Raw genomic sequence first — 17,601 nt, 5'->3', positions numbered from 1 at the left:
CTGCCCTTTGCGCCTACCGGTGGGGATGATCAGGTCGGGCTGGATCTGCTCGACCGTCTCGCCGCCTGTACGTCGGCGGAGCACGGCGTGCAGCATGTCGTCGGTGATGACCGGCGGGCCGGCCGTCGTCCTTGACGTTGCTGGCGGCGGTGTCGAGCCCCTCCAGTGTCGACTCGCGGATGTTCTCCCGCTCGGTCTCCGCCATGGCTGCGAAGAAGGCGAACTGCCGTGGGCTGCGAGGTGGTCGGCGAGCGCGGTCAGCTCGGCCGGCGTCGCCTCCTTGCCGCTTCATCTCGTACGCGGTGAAGACGACCCGGCAGTGCGGCGCGTGGGGCTTTATCCCGGGCGGCGGCGAGCGCGGCCTCGAACTTCGGGCGGACCCGTACCCGGGTGGTGAGTCGTGATCGACCTCCGGCCGCCCGTCCGAATTCAGCTGCCCCGACTGTCAGTTCGTCCCATGGGGATACGGTTGGCGGCATGGCGCTGCGACTCTTTGAGGTGAATTTCAAAGCCCGGGACGACTCCGCGCTGGGCCGGTTCTGGGCGGAGGCGCTCGGCTGGAGTGTTTCCAGCGAGGAACCCGGTGCGACCAGCGTCAAGCCCGTGGGTTCCGCCTGGCCGGACCCCGCCGCCGTCCGCGTCGAAGTCATCGCCGTCCCGGACCCCGAGACAGTGAATTACGGTGCGCACATTGAACTCGCCACCACCTCTGTGGCTCATCACGCGGAGTTGGTCGCGCGTCTGAAGGAGCTCGGCGCGACGCCCGCCGATGTGGGCCAGGGCAACCTCGCTCGGACAGTTCTGGCCGACCCGGAGGGCAACGTGTTCTGCGTCCTGGAGCCTCGGGAGATCTTCCGGGACACCGGGCCGATCGCCGCGGTGGTCGTCGACTGCGCGGACCCGCGGGTCATGGCCCGGTTCTGGGGCGAGGCGATGGACTGGCCCCTGCACGAGGTGACCGACGATCATGCGCTGCTGCGCTCCGGCCGGGGTGTCGGCCCGTATCTGGAGTTCCTCCGCACACCCCACCTGAAGGACATGCGGCACCGCGTCCATCTCGACCTGGCGCCCTACCCCTTTGACGGTGACGGTCAAACGGCGGAGGTGGCCCGGCTCAAGGCCCTCGGCGCGACGCCCGCCGACGCAGGCCGGCGCGACTTCCCGTGGAAGGTCCTGGTCGACCCGGAAGGCAACGAGTTCTGCGTCCTCGGCCCGGCCTGACGCGGAGCCTCCCCGCCTGCTCCGCCACGCCCACGCCACCGGACCCGTCTAGCGTCCCCGTCGACGTCGTCCGCCGCCGCGGCCACGCCTTAACCGGGACCTCCCAGCTCGCCGACAGAGTCGCCGAAAACGAATTCCGCGCCGCCCGACGCCGCCGCGACTGGCTCTGACACTGACAGTCCCGACACCCCGAGCCACGTTCCCATCGACAGCCGGAAGACGGAGCACACCGAAGCAGTCCCTGTCAGCCCGCCCGCTGATAGCGCCGTCACCAGGGCCGCCGTGCCGCGCTGACAGCGGGCGGCCCCTGCACGTATCCGCAGCCGCAGCTGGTCGTGACGTTCTCCGGCCGCCAGTACCCGGCCGAGCCCAGCAGCCGGATGGGCGCCCGGACGCCGCCCTCGACGCCGCGTCGTGCACCACGTGCGGCGGCCCGTACGACAATCCGTGGCGCCGTGTCCGTACCTGACCTGGTCAGTCTTCGGTGAACTCCTCCCTTCCGGAACCGGACACCATGAGACGGCTCACCCAGGCTCATCCACAAGCGCCCAAAAAAATCGGACGGCGATGTCGAGAACCCGCGTCCGGCTCCGTCCCCGGGGTGAACGCGACCACAATGGGTCGCACGAGAACCGAGGAGAACCACGATGGCCAAGTACCTGCTGCTGAAGCACTACCGCGGCGCCCCGGCTCCGGTCAACGACGTGCCGATGGACCAGTGGAGCCCGGAGGAGATCTCGGCGCATGTCCAGTACATGAACGACTTCGCAGCCCGGCTGGAGAAGACAGGCGAGTTCGTCGACGGTCAGGCGCTCGCCCCCGAGGGAGCGTGGGTCCGCTACGACGGTGAGGGGCGCCCGCCGGTCACCGACGGACCGTTCGCGGAGACCAAGGACCTCATCGCCGGCTGGATGATCATCGACGTCGACAGCTACGACCGCGCCGTCGAGCTGGCCGGGGAGCTGTCGGCCGCCCCTGGGGCAGGCGGCAAGCCGATCCACGAGTGGCTGGAGGTTCGCCCGTTCTACGGCGAGCAGCCCACGATCACGGAGTGACGTCACCGATGGACGAGGTCCTGCTCAGGAGCCTCTCACCGAGCGTGCTCACCGTCCTCGTCCGCCGCGGAGCCGACTTCGCGGCGGCCGAGGACGCCGTGCAGGATGCTCTGGTCGAGGCGCTCCGGGTCTGGGCGGCCGACCCTTCCCCAAGCTCTCGGCTTCGCTCGAGCAGGGGAGACCCCATTCGGGATGTCAAGGGCTGGCTGGTCACCGTCGCCTGGCGCAAGTTCCTCGACGCGACGCGCGCCGACGCCGCCCGCCGCCGGCGTGAGGACCGCGTCGAGGAGGAGCCTGCTCCCGGGCCGGCGCCCGCGGTGGACGACACGCTCCAGCTCTACTTCCTGTGCGCCCACCCGTCGCTGACCCCGGCATCGGCGGTCGCGCTCACGCTGCGCGCCGTCGGCGGGCTGACCACCCGCCAGATCGCCGAGGCCTACCTGGTGCCCGAGGCGACCATGGCGCAGCGCATCAGCCGGGCCAAGCGCACCGTCTCCGGCGTGCGCTTCGACCGGCCCGGCGACGTCGCCACCGTGCTGCGCGTCCTCTACCTCGTCTTCAACGAGGGTTACTCCGGCGACATCGACCTCGCCGCCGAGGCCATCCGGCTCACCCGGCAGCTCGCGGCCCGCATCGACCACCCCAAGGTAGCCGGGCTGCTCGCCCTCATGCTGCTCCACCACGCCCGGCGTGCCGCCCGGACGGCGTCCGACGGCAGCCTGGTGCCGCTCGCCGAGCAGGACCGCGGCCGGTGGGACACTGTGCTGATCGCCGAGGGTGTCGGGATCCTCCAGGCGGCCCTCGCCCGCGACCGGCTGGGCGAGTTCCAGGCCCAGGCCGCCATCGCGGCACTCCACGCCGACGCGCCCACCGCCGAGGAGACCGACTGGGTGCAGATCGTCGAGTGGTACGACGAGCTCACGCGCCTGACCGACAGTCCGGTCGTCCGACTCAACCGCGCGGTCGCCGTCGGGGAGGCCGACGGACCGCGCGCCGGCCTGGCTGCGCTCGCGGCGCTGGACGCCTCACTGCCCCGCCACGCCGCGGTGGCGGCGTACCTCCACGAGCGCGACGGCGACCTGGCGACGGCGGCACGGCTGTACGCCGAGGCCGCCCACAAGGCACCCAATCTTGCCGAGCGCGACCACCTGACGCGCCAGGCCGCCCGGCTCAACGCCCGCCGATCTTGCTGACGGATCGCGCTCGGATTTTCCCGCGGCTCTGGCCGCGCCCACGCGGCCGGAGCGCTCACAGTGAGTGGGCGGGGCGCGGGACCAGCTGCACAACGCGTCACCGGCGGGGAACCGTGCGTCCACCCAGGTCCATAGGTAGGGCGCCGCCTCGGCGAATTCCTTGTACTCCAGGACCCGCCGCAGCTCGCGCACGTGCTCCAGGCGGTTGCTCTCCCGCTCGCTGTAGACCTTCAGACGCTCGTTGCGCCGTCGCTCGTGGCTTCGGAGGGTGGGGGGCCGCCTGCCCACGACGGGCCGTGGTCAGGCAGGGGGTCGCCCATTCGCTCATCCCTCGCCAGGTCCCAACCAGCACGGCTTCCCCTCCGGACAGGGGCCTAGGAGCCGTCCGTGCCTGCTTTCGCGTCGGGTCCCGCGGTCAGCCAGGAGCCGATTCCGGGGAGCGCGTCGGGCCCGCTGTCGCCCTCCACCGAGGCGACGAGATCGGCGATCGTGATCCCGGCGAGCGAGGCCTTCCACGCGGCTTCCGCGGCACCCATCGCCCGGGCGATGGGGCACGGCTTCGTGCACTTCTCCGGTGGGGTCGCCAGGGGACCGCGTTGGCGGATCTCGGTACAGACGAACGCCGGATCGGGCCCGTCGACGGCCTGCACCACGTCGAGGAGGGTGATCTCAGCGGCCTGCCTGGTCAGCACGTATCCGCCGGTCTTGCCCTGCACGGACCGCACCAGCCCCGCCCGCGACAGTGCCTGCATCTGCTTGGCCAGGTAACTCGGCGACACGTCGTGCAGCTGCGCCAGCCGGGCCGCCGGCACCGGTCGGCTTGCCGCCGTCAGGACCACACAGCAGTGCAGCGCCCACTCCACGCCACCGGACAGTTTCATGCCACCTCCCCATTTGACTCGGACACATACTATCCGAGTAGAATCTCGGACATCGGGTATCCGAGTTTGCGTCCCGGGGTCATGACAGGCCCGCGAAGGAAGGCACACCATGAAGATCACCGTCATCGGCGGCACCGGCCTCATCGGCTCCCAGCTCGTCGCCACCCTCCAGAACGCCGGCCACGACGTGGTCCCGGCATCCCTCTCCTCAGGGGTCGACCTGCTCACCGGCGCAGGCCTGGACGAGGCCCTCTCCGGCGCCCACACGGTCGTCAACGTGACCAACTCCCCCACCTTCGACGACCAGTCCCCCGCCTTCTTCCGCACCACCGTGAGCAACCTGCTCCGTGCGGGCGAGCGGGCAGGAGTGCGCCACCAGGTCGCCCTCTCGATCGTCGGCGTGGACCAGGTCCCCGAGCTGGACTACTACCGCGCCAAGTTGCTCCAGGAGGATCTGCTGCGCGACGGACCCACCCCGTACTCGATCGTCCGCGCCACCCAGTTCTTCGAGTTCATGGACGCCGTGATGTCCTGGACCTCGGTCGACGGCGTCGTCCGCCTGCCCGCCACCCCCCTGCAGCCGATCGCGTCCGCAGACGTCGCCGACGCCCTCACCGACGTCGCCACCGCGGCGCCTCTCAACGGCACGCTCGACGTTGCCGGACCCGACGTCCTCGCGCTGGACGAGATCGGCCGGATCACGCTGGCCGCCCACGGCGACGGCCGCCGCGTCGTCACCGACGACCAGGCGGGCATGTTCGCCGCCATCCGCGGCGACGTCCTCACCGCGGGCTCCGACGCCCGCCGCGCCCCCACCCACTACCGGGACTGGCTGAGCACCACCCACGCCGGCTGACCGCACCCGGACGTCCGACCCGCCTGGGTTCTACCCGCCGGCGGATCACGTGGCCTTCTGCCGACCGGTCGCTCATCACCCCGGCCGTGTGCCGGGGTGATCCGACGAATCGCGGGACGACTCACAAGCGGTCGCGTCAGAGCCCAGGCCACCACGTCCATGCCGATGTCACTCGGACCCTCGTCCGCCCCATCTGGAGCTGGAACCCGCCGGGGCGCACCGACGTGTCCGACCTCGCGCGTCCGGCTTCCCGGACACGGCCGTCCCGGGTCAGGAGCCCATGACGAGTCCGGCGGCGCCAACGCCTGACCTGCACGAGTGCTGGGCGGGTCGTAGCGGCCGCCCTGCGACCTCCTGACCAGCGCTTTCGTGGCGCGAAGGACGGTCCGGGGCCCCGTTGGCCGCCATGTCAGTCCTGCTCCGAGCTGGACAGGGCTTCAGTGATCAGGCGGGTGGCGAAGTCCCGGTCGTCGGTAAGCCGGTTGATGTGCTCCGCGAGCAGGAAGGCCGTGGCTTCCAGGGGATTCATCTCGGTCTCGGTCCAGTCTCCGTACTGCCTGCGCCACAGGCTGGGGCTCAGGCCGGTGCCGGCCGCGATGACCAGACCGGCCATGGTGGGGATGGCCTCGGGACGGACGCTCTTGGGCATCATCCGCATCGCGGCCACGAGGTTGGGCACCACGTACTCGATGACGTCCTTGTCGTGATCCTCATATGCCATCCGCAGCCACTTCATGAACATGAAGATGAGCGTGCACGCGCCGTCCAGCACTTCATCGACTCCCCTGGGGCCCAAGGACGCGGTGAACTGGGCGATCAGCCGCTGCTGTTCGGGGTCGGTCCCGGTTCTTCCGTCGTAGATGGCCTTGAGCCGAGAGTCGATCATCATGAGCGCTGCACCCACATCGCCGGCGGGAGCGTACCGGGGGTCGCAGGGCGAAGACACAGGATTCCTCCTCATGTGACCGCGGCAGACGGCGCGGCATATCCGTACCGTAGACCGCCGATCGGACGCGGGTCCGGCGAATCCCGATGGAACCCCCTTGCCAGCACTGCCCCCAGGCTTCCACCCCTGCCCTCAACCGTGGACGGGTTCGCACCCGTGCCGTCCACGCCAGGAAGAGGGATGCCGTGGAAGGCAGCGGGAAGGCGGTGAGGAACACCGCGGACGATCACAGCCTGTCACTTTGCGGCAGTATCTGCCATGGACCCGGTGCGGACTGTCGGGCCAGGCAGCATCAGTCCATGAATGTGGCAGAACTAGGCGCTGTTGCAGCCGCCTTACTCGCACTTCCTGTCGGCTTCATGACCGCCTTGTGGGCGAGGCGCAGCGGTGAGCGGTCGGCAGACGCGACACTGAGTGCGGGTCTCAGCCAGGCCGACGCCTCCCTCGCTGCGGCACATGTTCAAACGCGCAGCGAGCACGAACTACTGCAGCAGACCGCGCTGACCGACACGTCTTCGGTATTCCTCCGTGCGGCTGACGCACTGGCGCGCACAGTTCGGCATCTGCCCAGTGTCGATCACGATGAGCGCAGCGCACAGCTCGACGCTCACGGCATGGCCGTGGAGACGGCGTTCGGTCCGCTGGAGCTGCTGGCTCCACCGGACCTCTTGCGTGCGGCGAAGGCTCTGCTGGAGTACTGCCGGACGCTGGAGAGGCTCGCCCTGGACCGGGCCGTGCTCCGCTCGGCGCTGGAGGCGTTGGAGTCCGGCTGGGGTCCCTTCAACGCAGAGACCTCCGATCACGATTGCCACGGCGCCGCGTTCGTCGCGTGGGATCTCCTCATGGGCTGGTCCAGCAAGGATGACGAGGAGAGGTGGAAAGACCGAGACCTCCTGGAGTTCTGTCTCCAGGAGAGCCAGTGCTTTTCGAGTGATGAGACATCCCGGGTGCTCGCACTCGCCGACCGCGTCCCCGCAGCCTGGCCGCAGATGATCGGCGGCCTCATCCGCGACCCGCTCATGGAACGCTTCGCGGACCTGCGCACACCCTTCGTCGAATCCGCCCGTCCGGGACAAGCGCACGTGACGACCGCGGAGCGGTGAGTGGAGCTGTGACACTGCCCAGCAGTGCCGGCGGCGCCGCGGCCTCAAGCCGCCAAGGGATCCCGCGTCGGCCGCCCAGGTGTCGGCCATGCTCCCACGGGCGGCCGCGAGGAGGAGCGCAGGCTCGAGGCCGTCCGCCTCCAGCGCCACCGGCGCGACCTTCCGGGCTTCCTCGGGCCGCCCGGCGGCGACCAGCGCAGTCGCGTGAACGCATGCGGACACCGTGTCATCTTCGCCGTGCCAAAGTCCCCACCCTGAAGTTTCGGCCGACTGTTCTCGACCGAAAGGCTCAACTAGGGCTGTTCCTTCGGATCAGAGGATCTTCCGTCGCTGACGGGCCGCAGCCCCGACGCAGTAGACTCCGCGCTCTTGGTTCAGCGCGCTTGGGGGGCGACGTGGCAGGTGACGGCAACAGCTCTGCGAGAGCGCGGCGCATCGACTTCGGCGTAACGGTGCTGTTTGGCGCGGTGTATGCCAGCGCGTTGTTCCTCGTCGTGACGGGCTTCACCGTGGAACCGAGTGGTTGCGGAGGTCGCTTCCATGCTTCGTGCTCAGGCGGGACGTACTGGCGCCTTGGTGTCGGCTTCAGTCTCATCGCGGTAGTGGCGCCTGTGCTGCACAAGGTTGTGCCGAGTGTCCCGTTCGAGCAGGGCGTCGGCCGAACGGGGGCCATCACCGCTCTGGTGTTGGGTATTACGGCCGGTATCGCCCTGACCTTGGCGGTTGTTCGAGCGGTTGCCTGAGGCCTGAAATCACCTCGAGGACCAGATGAAGATTCCAGCGATGTGGAGTGCGGCGAGGTAGACGGTGGCGGTCTTGTCGTATCGGGTGGCGAGGCCGCGCCATTGCTTGAGGCGGTTGATGCACCGCTCGGCCGTGTTGCGCTGTTTGTAGGCGTCGCGATCGAAGGCGGGCGGTCCCCTTGTGGGCGGCCGGACTCAAAAGGCTTTGTTCGTGTTCCCTTGAATCTCGATCATGCTTGACTCGCCTCGTTCATCTCCGCACACGAGTGCGGAGCATTCACGAGGGAACAGGCAATGCTGAAGCGAATACGGCTCGCGATGGCGGCGGTGCTCATCGCCGTCAGCGCCCTGGCGCTGGCCGCGCCGTCGGCCGCCGCAGATACCGCGGTGCCGCCGTCGTCGGCGGGACAGAGGTGGGCGCTGAAGGTCAACGGCCACTACGTGACCGTGTACGCCGGGCCGAACGGTGACACGAAGCTCAGGGCCAACCCGGAGGCCACCACGGCCAAGGGGTGGGAGCTGTTCACCCTGCACACCGACTACGTCGCGGATGTGAAGAAGTACGGGACGACGGTCAGCTTCCGCTCGGAGGCCACGGGCAACTACGTCACGGCGGAGGGCGACGCCGGCGAATCCCTGCTGCGTACCCGCGGAACGACCACCGGATCCTGGGAGCGCTTCAGGCTGAAGCCCCTGGCCGGAGGCACCTTCGGCCTCATGGCCCACAACGACAAGTACGTTGCGGCGGAACTCGGCAGCTACCCCGACTACGGGCTGCTGCGCGCGCGTACGTCCGTAACCCATCCCGATGACCTCGGTTCCTGGGAGCGCTTCACTCTGGAAAGGATCGGACCGGAGGGCGCCTACACCGGGAACATGCCCGCACCGACCGCCCAGGCCCCCAAGGCACGCGACGTCGTCTCATGGAATATCTGCGCCAACAACAACCCCGACCCCGACTGCGGTCTGGAGTACGCCCCGCCAGCGACCGTCGCGGACGATGTCTCGGCTGCTCTCCACCTCGCCATGGGCACCAGGCGGCCCGACGCGATCTTCTTCCAGGAGATCTGCGAGAAGTCAGCCAAACCCCTGGAGCTGAAACTTGAGGACTGGGCCGGCCAACTGGATGTGCGGTTCATGCCGACGTACTACAGGGTGGCCACCGCAACCGACGGCACGGTCATCCACGCGCAGAAGAACTGCTCGGACGGCACTGACCACATCGACCGAGGAGCCTTCGGCATCGCCCTTGCCGTGCCCGACAGCAACACCTGGTACCAGGGCACCGTTCTGCCGTCGCCGACCGGCAAGGAGCAGCGGCCCATGCTCTGCGCGGTCGTTCCGGCCGAGGGTTCCGCATACTGCAACGCCCACTTCAGCAGCGGTCCCTACCGCGACTCCAACGGCAATCCGGCCGGTGACGACAGGGATCCCGACAACCTCTTCCGTCCGAAGCAGGCTGCGAAGATGCGCGAGCACGTCGACACGCTCACTGCCGGCGGTTACACCACCTACTACGGCGGCGATCTCAACACCACCACGCAAGACGTCGGCTACCTCAGTACCCTCTACCCCGGCCACCAGGAGTGCGGGCAGCCGACTCCGACCTCACCGCACACCGGCGAGGCCACGGATGGCGGCAACAAGATCGACTACATCTTCGGCCCTCAGGGGCCCTCTTACGCCTGCCGTGTCGTGGACGGCGGTCTGTCCGACCACAAGATGATCAACCTGACCACCTCCTGAAGCGCTTCCGGGACAACGAGCCGGACAGACTCCGGGCCGGGCGGCGCATCACGTGCCCCCGACCCGGCCGCCCTGGGGCCGGATCCCGGCAGCCATCACGAGAGTTGCGTAAATGTGGTGCACTTATGCACCACATTCGTGTCATGCTGGTGCGCAGATTCGTCGATCGATTGGAAAGGTACCGCCATGAGCCAGCTCCCCTCCCACCCCGACAGCGAGCGTTTGTCCGTGACGCTCTGCCCCCCTGCCGTGACCGCGGTTTCGGAACTCGTCGCCGAGAGCGGCGTCAGCAAGGCAGACGTCATCAACCGAGCCATCCTGCTCCTGGGATTCGTCGAGCGCGAACGCGCCAAGGGGCACGACCTCATGATCCGCGACACCGAGGGTTCCCTCGAGCGCATCCACATCCTCTGACCCCGAACCCGCGCGCCACCAACGCCGTTCGGCACCGCACTGCGAGGCCGGGGCGGGCCCGCCGCCAGGGAGAACTCAAGCAGCGCCGTACGCTGGGCGGGTGACCCTGCGCAGTCTTCACGACCGATCCGCCCTGGCCGACCGCTTCGGACGCGACCCGTCGATGCACCTGATGGAACTCGGCGACCTCGACGATCTGCTGTGGCCCCACACCAGTTGGTACACGGTGTCGCACAACGGTCCTGTCGCGCTGCTGTATTCGGTCGGCGACATCCCGACCCTGCTCGCTTTCTCCCGCCCCGGGGATGCCGCGGAACTGGAGGAACTGGCCGGTTCGTTGTTGCCCGTCCTCCCCCGGCGCTTCTTCGGGCATCTGACCGGAGCAGCCGCCAAGGTGCTCGAGTCGGCGTACGCGGTGCAGCCGCACGGCACCCTGCTGCGGATGGCGCTCACCGATCCCGACCGCACCACTGCGCACCCCAACGGCCCTTGGCGGCCCGCCCCGCTGGGCCGGGCCGACCTGCCGGAGCTGCTGGCACTGTTCGCGCAGGCGTATCCGGGCAACTGGTTCGACCACCGGATGCTCGACACCGGCCAGTACCTGGGCGCCCGGCACGACGGACAGCTGGTCGCCGTCGCGGGCGTGCACGTCTACTCGGCTGCCTACCGGGTCGCCGCGATCGGGAACGTCACCACCCACCCCGACGTGCGCGGGCAGGGAGCGGCCGGAGCTTGCGTCGCCGAATTGTGCCGGCGGCTCGGGAAGACCGTGGACCACATCGGGTTGAACGTCCGGGCGGACAACGCCACAGCCGTCGGGCTCTACCGCAGGCTCGGCTTCTCCGAGGTCACCGAGTTCACCGAGGCCACCTTCACAGCACTCCCCTCTCAGGCTGCCGCCGGCTGAGCAGGCCGCGGCGAAGCCGTCCTGCCGAGCCGGCCGCCGCCGTCGCGGTTCGTGCTACTGAAGGCGCCACTTCTGGTTGGCCGCTCCGGTGCAGGACCAGATCTGCGCCCGGGTGCCGTTCGTGGAGGTGTTGTCGGAGGCGTCCAGGCATTTGTCGGCGGGGATGTTGACCAGGTCGGCCGAGGTCGACTCGTGACGCCAGTGCTGCGCGCCGGAGCCGTTGCAGGTGTAGAGCTGGACCTTGGCTCCGTCCGTCGTCGCGCCGGCGGACACGTCCAGGCACTTGCCGAGGGCCTGGACCGAACCGTCGCTGCGGATCGTCCAGCGCTGCGCCGCCGAGCCGTTGCAGTCCCAGAGCTGCACGGGCGTACCGTCCGCGCTGGAGCCGCCGGCAACGTCGAGGCACTTGCCGTCGAGGCCCACCAGGGTGCCGGTCCGCTCGGGGTCGCCGGTCTGGTTGCCGGACCAGGTGAAGGTGGCCGAGGTCCTGCCGGGCAGGGCGTACGTGTACCTCTGGGTGCCCCAGTTGACGGTGACCGTCTGCGGGCTGGTGGAGTCGTTGTAGGCGATGAGGGCCTTGGAGCCGTCGGGGTTGCGCCATGCGACGTTCGGTACGGTCGAGCTGCCGGTGGAGGCGATGCGGTGGGCACCGGGCTTCACGAACTTCGTGAGGTGGCCCATGGTGTAGTACTCGACGGTGTAGTCGACCTGACCGTGCCGGGAGTCGCCGTTGTGGACGGTGATCAGGCCGTCGCAGGTGCCGCAGCCGCCGTTGTGCGGGCCGCGGTTCTGGTCGACCGCGAGGGACCATTTGGTCACCGACTTCGCCCAGTTCCGGGTGTAGTCGATGATGTTCATCATGTCTTCGCGCTGCTGGTGGGCGATCCAGGTGCCGCCGGAGTGCTCGGTCTGGAAGGCGGCCAGCTGCGGGTACTGCTGGTGGACCTCGGTCTGCTTGGTGACGTTGCCGCCGTATCCGTGCCAGGCGACGCCGCCGAAGTTCGGGTGGCTGCGTACGTCGGCGTCGTTCACGGTCTGCGCCGCGTAGGCGTCGTAGGTGTCCCAGTTCCAGTCGTGCGCCAGGACCTTGGTGGTCAGGCCGGCCGACCGGAGTTTCGGCAGGAGTTCGTTCTTGGTGAAGTAGGAGAGCCCGGAGGCGTTCCAGCTCATCGAGGGGTAGCCGGAGCAGCAGGTCGGCTCGTTCTGGGCGGTGACGTAGTCGACCGGGATGCCTTGGTCCCGCCATCCCTGGAGGTACTTCACGAAGTAGTCGGCGTAGGTGCCGTAGTGCTCGGCCTTCAGCCAGCCGCCGTTGAGCTGACCGCTGTCCTTCATCCAGGCGGGTGCGGTCCAGGGCGAGGCGACCAGTGTGAGCTGGGGGTTCAGTTGCCTGGCCTGCCGGGTGAGGGGCAGGACGTCCTGCAGGTCGTGCGTGAGGGAGAACTTGGCGAGGGTGGGGTCGGTCTGGCCTGCCGGAAGGTCGTCGTAGGTGTAGCCGAAGCGGGCCAGATCCGAGCCGCCCATGGGGTTGCGGACGAAGGAGAGGCCGATGCCCTCGGTCGGCGAGAAGAGTTTCCTCATGGTGTCGTCGCGGGTCGCCTGGGACAGGGCTCCGGAACCCTTCATGAGCCAGGCGGCGGTGTCGGTGAACGAGGCACCGCCACCGGTGAAGGTCTGGTAGCGGGTGTTCTCGTCGACGGTGATGTTCGTGCCGCCACCCCCGTTTCCGCTCTGGAAGGTTACGGGGGTCTGCTGCTGGAGTCCGCGTGTGACGTGGCGGCCGCCGGAGTCGTCGGTGGTGGTGAGCCAGATGTTCACCTGCTCGCCGGCGGCCTGTGCGGTGCCGGCGGAGAGTCCGGTGAGGCCGGTCAGGCCGGCCGTGGTGAGTGCGCCCGCGAGGAGCGCTCTGGCGAGTCGGCCGGTGGCCGACGGCCTGTGCGTCGAACGGAACATGTCGGTGCCCTTCTCGGCAGGGTGTGGGGGGTCTGTGGATCTGGGGGTGAGTCCGTGGACCGAGTGATGGACCGAGGCGTGAGTGAACTGCTCCGAGAGGCGCCCGTCAAGGTCTCGCGCATTCAGATCCTGAACACATAACTGGCGCCGCAGGTACGGCACTTGCGATTCAGCCGTTGTCCGCGTCAAGTCTTGACGCCATGGTGGCATGGCGGTTGACTCACCGCACCGCGTCGGAACCGGTTCCGGAAGCGGTTCCGACAGCGATGTCAGTCCCCCGACGCGGAGGCCCCACGATGCGTGTCACCATCGCCGACGTCGCACGTGAGGCGGGTGTCAGCAAGACCACCGTCTCACGCGTCCTGAACTCCGGGGCGGAGGTGGACTCCACCACCGCGGCCCGTGTTCGTGAAGTGATCGCCGGACTCGGCTATGTGCCCAGCTCCGGGGCGGTCGGCCTGGCCCGTGGAAGCAGCCAGACCATCGGCATGCTGACGCCGTCGCTCACCTGGCCGTGGATGGGCGAGGTCCTCCAAGGCGTCGTCGACACCGTCGAGGCCGCCGGATACGGTCTGCTGCTGTTCACCTGCAACCGGGGCGCGGACTCCGTCCGCCACTTCGCCGGTCAGGTCTCGGCCCGGGCCTTCGACGGACTCCTCGTCGTGGAGCCGGAGAACACCCTCGAGACCATCGCGGCCATGCACCGCCGTGGCCTGCCCGTCGTACTCATCGACGACCGAGGCCATCACCCGGCCTTCCCGTCGGTCGCCACCACGAACCGCGCCGGCGGCGCGTCCGCCGCCGCCCATCTCCTCTCCTCGGATCGCTCCAAGCCTCTTGTCATCACCGGGCGTCGCGACTTCGGCTGCGTGCGCGACCGGCTGGAGGGCTTTCTCGACGTCCTGCCCACCGGTCTGATCGTCGAGGGCGAGTTCACCGAGGACACGGGGCGATCGGGCGTCGAGCGGGCCATCGCCGAGGGCTGGGACTTCGACTGCGTCTTCGCGCACAACGACCTGATCGCCGCAGGCGTGTTGCATTCCCTGCGCGAGGCGGGCCGCCGCGTTCCGGACGATGTCGCGGTCGTCGGATTCGACGACATTCCCATGGCCCGGCACACCGAACCGCCCCTCACCACGGTCCGCCAGCCCATGCGGCAGATGGGCGAGAGGGCCGCCCGGATGCTGCTCGCCGGGCTGGCCGGCGGCGCCATCCCCGACGAACCGGTCGTCCTTCCCACCGAACTGGTCGTCCGACGCTCCGCCCCCTCCCTCTGAAGCGGCGCGGCACCCGGACGCCACCCCTGCCGTTTCTCTGCTCTCCCGGGTCCCCGGTCCCCCGGTCCCCGCTCCCCCGGTCCCTCACTCCCTCGGCCCCCGTCCGTCCGTGTCCCGAAGAAGGAGCCGCAATGCCACGACCCCGCATCGGAAGCCACGTCAGTAGCCGCTTTCGAAGCCGTTTCAGGCGCAGAACCGGTACTGCGGTGATCGCCGCCACCGCCGTACTCGGCGGGCTGCTCGCCGGAGCCCTGCCGAGCGCCGCCGCCTCCGCCTCCGACGAGCCCGTACCGGTCGCAGTCGACCGGTACGAAGGGGAGATTCCTTTCGCGGGCCCGCCGGCGGAGGGAATCTTCACCTGGGGAAGCGACGCCGACGACCAGCCGAGGCTGCGGATCGTCGAGCGCGCCGACGCCCCCGAGGGCGCCAAGGTCCTCGAGGGCGACTACGACATCAGCGGGTGGGGCGGGCTCAGCCACGACTTCGCCTTCGACAAGCCCGCCCATGACTGGACTCCCTTCAAGGGCATCCGCTTCTGGTGGTACGGCCAGAACACCGCTCCCCTGCCGCCCGGTTCGGGCAAGCGCATCAACTTCGAGATCAAGGACGGCGGGGCGAACGGCGAGGCGTCCGAGCTGTGGACCACGTCCTTCACCGATGACTGGGAGGGCTGGCACCTGGTCGAGATCCCGTTCGCCGACTTCCGGTACCGGACCGACTACCAGCCGGTCGGCGGCATCGACCAGGTCCTCGGCCTGAACGCGATGTGGGGCTACGCCCTGACATTGCCGCCCGGCGCACCCGGTTCGTTCGCCGTCGACGGCATGGAGTTGTACGGCAAGGCCGAACCGGCCCTGAACACCAAGGTCGTCACCAGCGCCGCCGTGTACCCGGTCGCCGAGGGCGGGACTGCGGAGGTGAGACTCTCGGTCGCCACCACAGGATCCGGCCCGATCGACGAACCCGTCACCGTCACGTACACCGCCGGCGACGGCAGTGCCGAGTCCGGCACGGACTACACACCGGTCACGGGCACCATCACTTTCCCGGCCGGCACGGCATCCGGCGAGACCCGTTCGATCGCGGTGGCCACCCGGAAGGACGCCTCCGACGAGTCGGCGGAAACGATCCCGCTCACGCTGGCCGTGACCGGTGCGAAGGCCCCCGCCGAGAACCCGATGGTCGTCGTGAACGCCCACGGCCTGCCGTACCTCGACAAGAAGCTGCCCATGAAGAAGCGCGTCGCCGATCTGCTCGGGAGGATGTCCCTGGCGGAGAAGGCCGGCCAGATGACGCAGGCCGAGCGGAACGCGCTCAGGTCTCAGGGCGACATCGCGGCGTACGAGCTCGGCTCGCTGCTCTCCGGCGGCGGTTCGGTGCCGACCCCCAACTCGCCCGAGGCATGGGCGAAGATGGTCGACTCCTACCAGCTGCGTGCTCGGGCGACCCGCTTCCAGATCCCGCTGATCTACGGCGTGGACGCGGTGCACGGCCACAACAACGTGATCGGTTCGACGATCATGCCGCACAACATCGGCATCGGAGCCGGGCGTGATCCGAGGATCGCCGAGCGGACCGGCGCCGTCACGGCGAAGGAGGTCCGGGCCACCGGCATCCCGTGGGACTTCGCCCCCTGCCTCTGCGTCACGCGTGACGAGCGCTGGGGCCGCTCCTACGAGGCGTTCGGCGAGGATCCCGCGTTGGTGACCGCGATGGAGACGGTGATCAACGGGATGCAGGGCGCCCGCAACGGCAGGGACCTCGACCGCAATGACAAGGTGCTCACGAGTGCGAAGCACTTCGTCGGCGACGGCGGTACCGAGTTCGGCTCGTCGACCACGGGCTCGTACACGATCGACCAGGGCGTCACCAAGGTCACCCGGGAGGAACTCGAGGCCGTACATCTCGCGCCGTTCGCCGAGGCGGTGAAGCGCGGTACGGGAACGGTCATGCCCTCGTATTCGTCGCTGGACGTCCTGGGCGACGACCAGGGCCCGGTGAAGATGCACGCCAACGCCGAGATGATCAACGGTGTGCTGAAGGACCGGATGGGCTTCGAGGGCTTCGTGATCAGCGACTGGCAGGCCATCGACCAGATTCCCGGCGATTACCCGAGCGATGTACGCACGTCGGTGAATGCCGGCCTCGACATGATCATGGTGCCGACGAACTACCAGGACTTCACGAAGACCCTCCAGGACGAGGTGACAGCCGGCCGCATCAGCGAGGCGCGAATCGACGACGCCGTGTCCCGGATCCTGACCCAGAAGTTCAAGCTGGGCCTGTTCGAGCAGCCCTGGGCCGACACCTCGAACATGGACACGATCGGCTCCCCCGAGCACCGCGCCGTGGCCCGAGAGGCCGTCGCCGCATCCCAGGTGCTGCTGAAGAACGACGGCGCCGTCCTGCCGCTGAGGAAGTCCCAGAAGGTGTACGTCGCCGGATCCAACGCCGACGACCTCGGCAACCAGGCGGGCGGCTGGACGATCAGCTGGCAGGGCGCGTCCGGCCGGACCACGAGCGGGACCACGATCCTCGAGGGCATGCGGAAGGCGGCTCCGGACGCGGAGATCTCGTACTCCAAGGACGCCTCGGCCGCGACCGACGGCTATGACGTCGGTGTGGTCGTCGTCGGCGAGACGCCCTACGCCGAGGGGTTCGGGGACGTCGGCAACGGCAACGACCTCGAACTGACCGCCGCCGACAAGGCGTCCGTCGACAAGGTCTGCGCGGCGATGAGGTGCGCGGTCCTGGTCGTCTCCGGCCGCCCGCAGCTCATCGGCGACCGGCTGGGGGCCATCGACGCCCTCGTCGCCTCCTGGTTGCCGGGCACGGAGGGCGACGGTGTCGCCGACGTCCTCTACGGCAAGCGGCCCTTCACCGGTCAACTCCCGGTCACCTGGCCGAAGTCCGAGGCGCAGCTGCCGATCAACGTCGGTGACACCGCTTACGATCCGCAGTTCCCGTACGGCTGGGGGCTGACCACCCTCACCGCGACGCCCGCCGGCGGGGAGACCGCCCTGAAGGCCATCGGTCTCGCGGCACGTGTGCTCCAGGCGACGGGCCGCGGCGCGTCGCCGGAAGGCAGGGAACTCATCGGCAAGGCCCGGCTGATCGTCCAGCAGAAGATCGGCCAGGACATCACCGAGGCGTCGGCCCGACCGTTCGCCGAAGCCGACCACCTGCTCCTCACCGGAAACCTGACCGGCGCGGTCACCAAGCTGACCCTCGCCTACCGGGCCGCCTGAACGGGCCGGGTGCGGGTCCCGGATACCCGGGGCCCGCGCCCGCGCCCGTGGTCGGTGC

At 69.1% G+C, this 17,601-nt stretch carries 14 protein-coding genes and 1 pseudogene; 11 read left to right on the top strand and 4 right to left on the bottom strand.

Translation table 11 applies throughout. The features are described from left to right. The first annotated feature begins 477 nt into the window (after positions 1 to 477). From ACFV9D_RS27215 to ACFV9D_RS27205, 3 genes are all read left to right on the top strand, one after another. A complete protein-coding gene (locus tag ACFV9D_RS27215) occupies positions 478 to 1,221 on the top strand; it encodes a VOC family protein (protein WP_385151470.1) in 744 nt (247 codons plus the stop codon). 647 nt (positions 1,222 to 1,868) lie between these two features. Further along, on the top strand, positions 1,869 to 2,276 hold the full coding sequence (locus tag ACFV9D_RS27210) for a YciI family protein (protein ID WP_385151468.1): 408 nt from the start codon (positions 1,869 to 1,871) through the stop codon (positions 2,274 to 2,276). 8 nt (positions 2,277 to 2,284) lie between these two features. After that, positions 2,285 to 3,469 (top strand): RNA polymerase sigma factor, encoded by a 1,185-nt coding sequence (locus ACFV9D_RS27205; RefSeq protein WP_385151746.1) that lies wholly within the window; start codon positions 2,285 to 2,287, stop codon positions 3,467 to 3,469. Between the two features lie 374 nt (positions 3,470 to 3,843). Here ACFV9D_RS27205 and ACFV9D_RS27200 read toward each other — a convergent pair whose 3' ends face one another. Then, positions 3,844 to 4,350 carry an RrF2 family transcriptional regulator gene (locus tag ACFV9D_RS27200; protein ID WP_385151465.1) on the bottom strand — a complete coding sequence of 169 codons (507 nt, stop codon included), beginning with the start codon at positions 4,348 to 4,350 and terminating at the stop codon, positions 3,844 to 3,846. A gap of 109 nt (positions 4,351 to 4,459) precedes the next feature. Between ACFV9D_RS27200 and ACFV9D_RS27195 the strand changes: the two genes are divergently transcribed. After that, positions 4,460 to 5,206 (top strand): SDR family oxidoreductase, encoded by a 747-nt coding sequence (locus ACFV9D_RS27195; protein ID WP_385151463.1) that lies wholly within the window; start codon positions 4,460 to 4,462, stop codon positions 5,204 to 5,206. 409 nt (positions 5,207 to 5,615) lie between these two features. Here the strand turns inward: ACFV9D_RS27195 and ACFV9D_RS27190 are convergent, their stop codons facing one another. Then, entirely contained in the window at positions 5,616 to 6,152 is a 537-nt protein-coding gene (locus ACFV9D_RS27190) for a hypothetical protein (protein WP_385151460.1), read from the bottom strand. Between the two features lie 299 nt (positions 6,153 to 6,451). Here ACFV9D_RS27190 and ACFV9D_RS27185 point away from each other — a divergent pair, with 299 nt between their 5' ends. Further along, positions 6,452 to 7,255: a hypothetical protein gene (locus ACFV9D_RS27185; protein ID WP_385151457.1), complete on the top strand. Its 804-nt coding sequence runs from the start codon at positions 6,452 to 6,454 to the stop codon at positions 7,253 to 7,255. A 395-nt stretch (positions 7,256 to 7,650) separates the two neighbouring features. Further along, positions 7,651 to 7,998, top strand: a complete 348-nt coding sequence (locus tag ACFV9D_RS27180; RefSeq protein WP_385151454.1) for a hypothetical protein — start codon at positions 7,651 to 7,653, stop codon at positions 7,996 to 7,998. Between the two features lie 9 nt (positions 7,999 to 8,007). Here ACFV9D_RS27180 and ACFV9D_RS27175 read toward each other — a convergent pair. Beyond that, a pseudogene (locus ACFV9D_RS27175) lies at positions 8,008 to 8,172 on the bottom strand (IS5/IS1182 family transposase); the annotation flags it as partial. A gap of 120 nt (positions 8,173 to 8,292) precedes the next feature. Here ACFV9D_RS27175 and ACFV9D_RS27170 point away from each other — a divergent pair. The 3 genes from ACFV9D_RS27170 to ACFV9D_RS27160 all read left to right on the top strand — a co-directional run bounded on the left by ACFV9D_RS27170 (position 8,293) and on the right by ACFV9D_RS27160 (position 11,065). Further along, positions 8,293 to 9,744, top strand: coding sequence for an endonuclease/exonuclease/phosphatase family protein (locus ACFV9D_RS27170; protein WP_385151451.1), 1,452 nt, complete (start codon positions 8,293 to 8,295; stop codon positions 9,742 to 9,744). Between the two features lie 186 nt (positions 9,745 to 9,930). After that, complete coding sequence (locus ACFV9D_RS27165; protein ID WP_385151448.1) at positions 9,931 to 10,158, top strand: hypothetical protein; 228 nt, start codon at positions 9,931 to 9,933, stop codon at positions 10,156 to 10,158. A 100-nt stretch (positions 10,159 to 10,258) separates the two neighbouring features. Beyond that, positions 10,259 to 11,065: a GNAT family N-acetyltransferase gene (locus tag ACFV9D_RS27160; RefSeq protein ID WP_385151445.1), complete on the top strand. Its 807-nt coding sequence runs from the start codon at positions 10,259 to 10,261 to the stop codon at positions 11,063 to 11,065. Positions 11,066 to 11,119: 54 nt separating this feature from the next. Here the strand turns inward: ACFV9D_RS27160 and ACFV9D_RS27155 are convergent, their stop codons facing one another. Next, complete coding sequence (locus ACFV9D_RS27155; RefSeq protein WP_385151442.1) at positions 11,120 to 13,018, bottom strand: ricin-type beta-trefoil lectin domain protein; 1,899 nt, start codon at positions 13,016 to 13,018, stop codon at positions 11,120 to 11,122. Positions 13,019 to 13,314: 296 nt separating this feature from the next. On the opposite strand from ACFV9D_RS27155, the gene ACFV9D_RS27150 reads away from it, so the two are divergent. Together ACFV9D_RS27150 and ACFV9D_RS27145 are read left to right on the top strand one after the other, a co-directional pair. Continuing rightward, entirely contained in the window at positions 13,315 to 14,295 is a 981-nt protein-coding gene (locus tag ACFV9D_RS27150) for a LacI family DNA-binding transcriptional regulator (RefSeq protein WP_385151438.1), read from the top strand. 131 nt (positions 14,296 to 14,426) lie between these two features. Continuing rightward, positions 14,427 to 17,543, top strand: coding sequence for a glycoside hydrolase family 3 N-terminal domain-containing protein (locus ACFV9D_RS27145; RefSeq protein ID WP_385151435.1), 3,117 nt, complete (start codon positions 14,427 to 14,429; stop codon positions 17,541 to 17,543). Positions 17,544 to 17,601: the final 58 nt, after the last annotated feature.

Source organism: Streptomyces sp. NPDC059875 (genome assembly GCF_042731085.1).
In the GTDB taxonomy this organism is placed as follows: domain Bacteria; phylum Actinomycetota; class Actinomycetes; order Streptomycetales; family Streptomycetaceae; genus Streptomyces.
The sequence above is the reverse complement of the archived record's forward strand: the minus strand, read 5'-3'. Positions and strand labels throughout refer to the sequence as shown.

What these genes read in the sequence shown, in the direction of transcription:
- ACFV9D_RS27215 (WP_385151470.1), top strand. Translation starts at nt 478, where the DNA reads ATGGCGCTGCGACTCTTTGAGGTGAATTTCAAAGCCCGGGACGACTCC.
- ACFV9D_RS27210 (WP_385151468.1), top strand. Translation starts at nt 1,869, where the DNA reads ATGGCCAAGTACCTGCTGCTGAAGCACTACCGCGGCGCCCCGGCTCCG.
- ACFV9D_RS27205 (WP_385151746.1), top strand. Translation starts at nt 2,285, where the DNA reads ATGGACGAGGTCCTGCTCAGGAGCCTCTCACCGAGCGTGCTCACCGTC.
- ACFV9D_RS27200 (WP_385151465.1), bottom strand. Translation starts at nt 4,350, where the DNA reads ATGAAACTGTCCGGTGGCGTGGAGTGGGCGCTGCACTGCTGTGTGGTC.
- ACFV9D_RS27195 (WP_385151463.1), top strand. Translation starts at nt 4,460, where the DNA reads ATGAAGATCACCGTCATCGGCGGCACCGGCCTCATCGGCTCCCAGCTC.
- ACFV9D_RS27185 (WP_385151457.1), top strand. Translation starts at nt 6,452, where the DNA reads ATGAATGTGGCAGAACTAGGCGCTGTTGCAGCCGCCTTACTCGCACTT.
- ACFV9D_RS27170 (WP_385151451.1), top strand. Translation starts at nt 8,293, where the DNA reads ATGCTGAAGCGAATACGGCTCGCGATGGCGGCGGTGCTCATCGCCGTC.
- ACFV9D_RS27165 (WP_385151448.1), top strand. Translation starts at nt 9,931, where the DNA reads ATGAGCCAGCTCCCCTCCCACCCCGACAGCGAGCGTTTGTCCGTGACG.
- ACFV9D_RS27155 (WP_385151442.1), bottom strand. Translation starts at nt 13,018, where the DNA reads ATGTTCCGTTCGACGCACAGGCCGTCGGCCACCGGCCGACTCGCCAGA.
- ACFV9D_RS27150 (WP_385151438.1), top strand. Translation starts at nt 13,315, where the DNA reads ATGCGTGTCACCATCGCCGACGTCGCACGTGAGGCGGGTGTCAGCAAG.
- ACFV9D_RS27145 (WP_385151435.1), top strand. Translation starts at nt 14,427, where the DNA reads ATGCCACGACCCCGCATCGGAAGCCACGTCAGTAGCCGCTTTCGAAGC.